Annotated in this window: 5 protein-coding genes; 2 read left to right on the forward strand and 3 right to left on the reverse strand. The window is 64.0% G+C overall.

The genetic code is table 11. From position 1 onward, the window contains the following. Nucleotides 1–492: AzlC family ABC transporter permease (locus ABY403_RS14800; RefSeq protein ID WP_372841588.1), on the reverse strand; the 492-nt coding region annotated here is incomplete at its 3' end. A gap of 74 nt (nucleotides 493–566) precedes the next feature. On the opposite strand from ABY403_RS14800, the gene mobA reads away from it, so the two are divergent. Then, nucleotides 567–1,148 carry a molybdenum cofactor guanylyltransferase MobA gene (gene mobA, locus ABY403_RS14805; RefSeq protein ID WP_372841589.1) on the forward strand — a complete coding sequence of 194 codons (582 nt, stop codon included), beginning with the start codon at nucleotides 567–569 and terminating at the stop codon, nucleotides 1,146–1,148. Beyond that, complete coding sequence (locus ABY403_RS14810; RefSeq protein ID WP_372841590.1) at nucleotides 1,145–1,729, forward strand: GNAT family N-acetyltransferase; 585 nt, start codon at nucleotides 1,145–1,147, stop codon at nucleotides 1,727–1,729. The genes mobA and ABY403_RS14810 overlap by 4 nt, the downstream gene beginning before the upstream one ends. A gap of 8 nt (nucleotides 1,730–1,737) precedes the next feature. Here the strand turns inward: ABY403_RS14810 and ABY403_RS14815 are convergent, their stop codons facing one another. Both ABY403_RS14815 and greA read right to left on the reverse strand, forming a co-directional pair. Beyond that, on the reverse strand, nucleotides 1,738–2,769 hold the full coding sequence (locus ABY403_RS14815; RefSeq protein ID WP_372841591.1) for a hypothetical protein: 1,032 nt from the start codon (nucleotides 2,767–2,769) through the stop codon (nucleotides 1,738–1,740). 10 nt (nucleotides 2,770–2,779) lie between these two features. After that, nucleotides 2,780–3,250, reverse strand: a complete 471-nt coding sequence (greA, locus tag ABY403_RS14820) for a transcription elongation factor GreA (protein ID WP_372841592.1) — start codon at nucleotides 3,248–3,250, stop codon at nucleotides 2,780–2,782. Between the last annotated feature and the right edge of the window lie 84 nt (nucleotides 3,251–3,334).

Below are 3,334 nucleotides of genomic sequence, written 5' to 3' on the forward strand. Positions count from 1 at the left end.
CGGTATGGCCTGCCCCACCGTCGCGCCGATCAGTGTTGAGACATACCATTGCGGGCAAATCGGGGTGCAAGCGCCGGCGTAATAGGCGATCTTTTCGGCGACGCTTTGTTTCGGGTGACGCTCATATTCCAGCATCGACATTGCATAGGCTTGATCGACCATGAAATAGGCGGCCAGCGCCTTTTGCCATGTCGGCGCCGCCCCCAGATGCGGGGCGAGCGAGGCGGAATACATCGCCATGCGCAGGTTGACTGCCAGCGATGTTGCCAGAACCATCACCACCGGCGCGTTGTCCGCCATCAGTTGCACTGCGGCAAACTGCGAGGCACCGGCAACCACCAGCACGGAAAAGCCCATCACTTCGGCTAGGTTGAAGCCAGCTTCGGTGCCTGCGACACCGAACAGCAAGCCAAAAGGGATGATGACCAATAAAAACGGCAATCCTTGGCGGAAGCCAGTCCAATAGGCGGCTGAGACTGAAGATTTTGGCATAAGGCTTGGCTTTCGGGCGCGGTTCGGCCAGTCATATTGCAAGGAGTTGCAGACATGCAAGCGGGGGCAAGACGGTGGAGATTGCGGGGCTGATACTGGCGGGCGGGCAGGGCAGCCGCATGGGCGGTGTCGATAAGGCGATGTTGATGCTGGCGGGCAGGCCGCTGGTAGAGCATCTGGTTGCGCGCCTTGCGCCGCAGGTTGGGGCTTTGGCGCTGTCGGCCAATGGCGATGCGGCGCGGTTCGGCGCGCTGGGCCTGCCGGTTCTGGCAGACCCGCCCGACCGTACTGGCCAAGGCCCCCTTGCCGGTGTGCTGGCGGGGCTGGACTGGGCGGCAGGGCTTGGCGCGCGGCGCTTGCTGGTGGTTGCGGTCGATACGCCATTTCTGCCCACCGATCTTGTGGCGCGGTTGGCCGTGGCACCTGACGGGGCGTTTGCCGCATGTGCCGGGCGCGATCATCCAAGCGTGGCGCTTTGGCCGGTGGCCGGGCGCGCGCGGCTGGCTGCCGAGTTCGCTGAAGGCGAGCGGCGGATGCGCGCGGCGATGGCAGGGGCCGAGCGGATCGAGTTTTCGCCTCCCGACCCGTTCTTCAACATCAATACCACGGCAGATCTTGCGAAGGCAGAGGCCCTGATGGCCGAGGGCGCGCGGTGAAGGTCGAGTATTCGCGCAGCCTTTCGCCTGCCGACAGGCGCGCGGCGGCGGCGCTCTATTGGCTTGCTTTCGGCTCGAAACTCGCGCGGGTGATGGGGCCCGAGGCCAAGGCGCTTGATTACATCGAACAGGTGCTGGACCCCGCTCACGCGCTTTTGGCACGTGATGATGCAGGCACGGTTCTTGGGCTCGCGGGGTTTCGCACGGCGCGGGGCTGCTTTGTGGGCGGCGGGTTGGCCGAGTTGCAGATGGTTTATGGCCGCGTCGGCGGGTTCTGGCGCGCCGCTTGTCTGAACATTCTGGCGCGCGATGTGGCCGAGCAGGGCTTTGTGGTGGACGGGCTTGCCGTACGCCCAGAGGCGCGCGGCAAGGGAATCGGTTCTACCCTGCTAGAGGCATTGTGCCTTGAGGCCGAAGCGCGTGGCCATGATGCCGTGCGCCTTGACGTGGTCGAGGAAAACCTGCGTGCGCGCGCGCTATATGAGCGGTTGGGTTTTTGCGTGCGGGCCCGCCGCGGCAGCAGGCTGACGCGCTGGCTGTTCGATTTCGGCGGTTTTTGGGTGATGGTGCGCGAGCTTTGAGCCGAGGCTCAGTCGAAGGTACCGGTCACACGGCCAAGCAGCATGAAGGCGCGCGCGGTGCGGGTTTCGGCCAGATCGGCCACCTCGGAGTCGGTCGCGTTTTGCTCGAACTCGGTGAAGGTCTTGTCGAACTGGCGCAGAAAATGGTGCGCGGCATCACGAAAAATGGTGTCGGCGCGCATCCGCCCTGCGGTCAGCGCCAAGCTGGAACGATCGCGCACACCACCAAGTGCTGCCACTTCACGCCCACGCTCACCACGCGCGAAACGCCGCCAGACTTCGGCGCGCGCGCGATCCGGTTTCAGATCGTCCATGTAGATGCCGTCTTGCGACAAGAGCGTCAGCACATCCTGCGCCGAGCGGATAAGTTTCGCCATGCCGCGTTCTTCAAGCGCGCGGCGCAGCGCGCGAAACCCTTCGGCATCATCGCTGCTGTCGGGAAAGTTCAGCGCGCGGATGAAATCCGCCACAGAGACCGGCGCGGCGATCTGTTCGGCGGGGGTGCCAAGCGCAAGAGTCGGCTCGTCTTCGGCCGGGTTCTGGCGCGGGGCTATCAGCGCCGCTTTGCGGTCGGCCGAAGGCCGCACTGCCTGCCCGTCCCGGCGCGAGGTAAAGGTTGCAACGGCGGATTCGGTTTGCCGCGCCGACGCAGCAATTTCTTCCAGCCGCCGCTCGAACGGGCGCGCAAGCGCTGCCTGACTGGCCTGCCACCCTTGCCGCATCGTGTCGATGGTTTGCTGCAACCGTTGCGCCTCGGCGCGCATTTCGCGTGCGGTTCGCGCGGTTATCGCCGCCACCCAAATCATCGCAACGGGCAGAAAAATCCCCACCAAGGTCATCATCACCGGCAAGACGCCAGTGCTGCGCTCGCCCTCACCGCCTGCCAGCGCGAAGAAAAGCGCCACCAGCCCAAGCCAGAGAAAGGTCAGCACCAGTGCGACGATATCAGCGTTACTGAAGCGGTTTTCGCGTGGCATACCCACATGGCGCAGCGCGTTGCCCGGGCTTTGAGGTTTTGAGTCGGGGCGGGGTTCGGACATCTCGCCCCGCTCAGACGAAGCGCACGTTGAGAATTTCGTAGCTTTTTTCACCGCCCGGCGTGCGCACTTCGACGCTGTCGCCCTCGTCCCGGCCGATCAGCGCGCGCGCCAGCGGCGAGCGGATGTTGAGAAGGCCGTTCTCGATATTGGCTTCGACCTCGCCAACGATCTGGTAGGTGTGCTCTTCGTTCGAGTGCTCATCGACCAGAGTTACCGTGGCGCCAAACTTGATGGCCCCCGAGAAGCGGCTGGGGTCAACCACCTCGGCGCGGCCGATGACGCTTTCCAACTCGCGGATGCGGCCTTCGATAAAGCTCTGGCGTTCGCGCGCGGCGTGGTATTCGGCATTTTCCGAAAGGTCGCCATGACTGCGCGCCTCCGCAATATCGCGGATCACGGCGGGACGATCCACCGTTCTTAGGGTTTTCAATTCATCGTCCAGCGCGGTGAAACCGGCGCGGGTCATTGGTATCTTTTCCATGGAGTCCAAGCTCGCGGGTGACTGGATTGACACGACGAACATGAGTGTAAATCGGCTTAGGCCCCTAAAAGTCAATAGTCGCGC

It is taken from the genome of Phaeovulum sp., assembly GCF_041596715.1.
In the GTDB taxonomy this organism is placed as follows: domain Bacteria; phylum Pseudomonadota; class Alphaproteobacteria; order Rhodobacterales; family Rhodobacteraceae; genus UBA6213.

Excerpts from the sequence above, each read along its gene's own strand:
- ABY403_RS14815 (WP_372841591.1), bottom strand. The coding sequence starts at position 2,769 with ATGTCCGAACCCCGCCCCGACTCAAAACCTCAAAGCCCGGGCAACGCG.
- greA (WP_372841592.1), bottom strand. The coding sequence starts at position 3,250 with ATGGAAAAGATACCAATGACCCGCGCCGGTTTCACCGCGCTGGACGAT.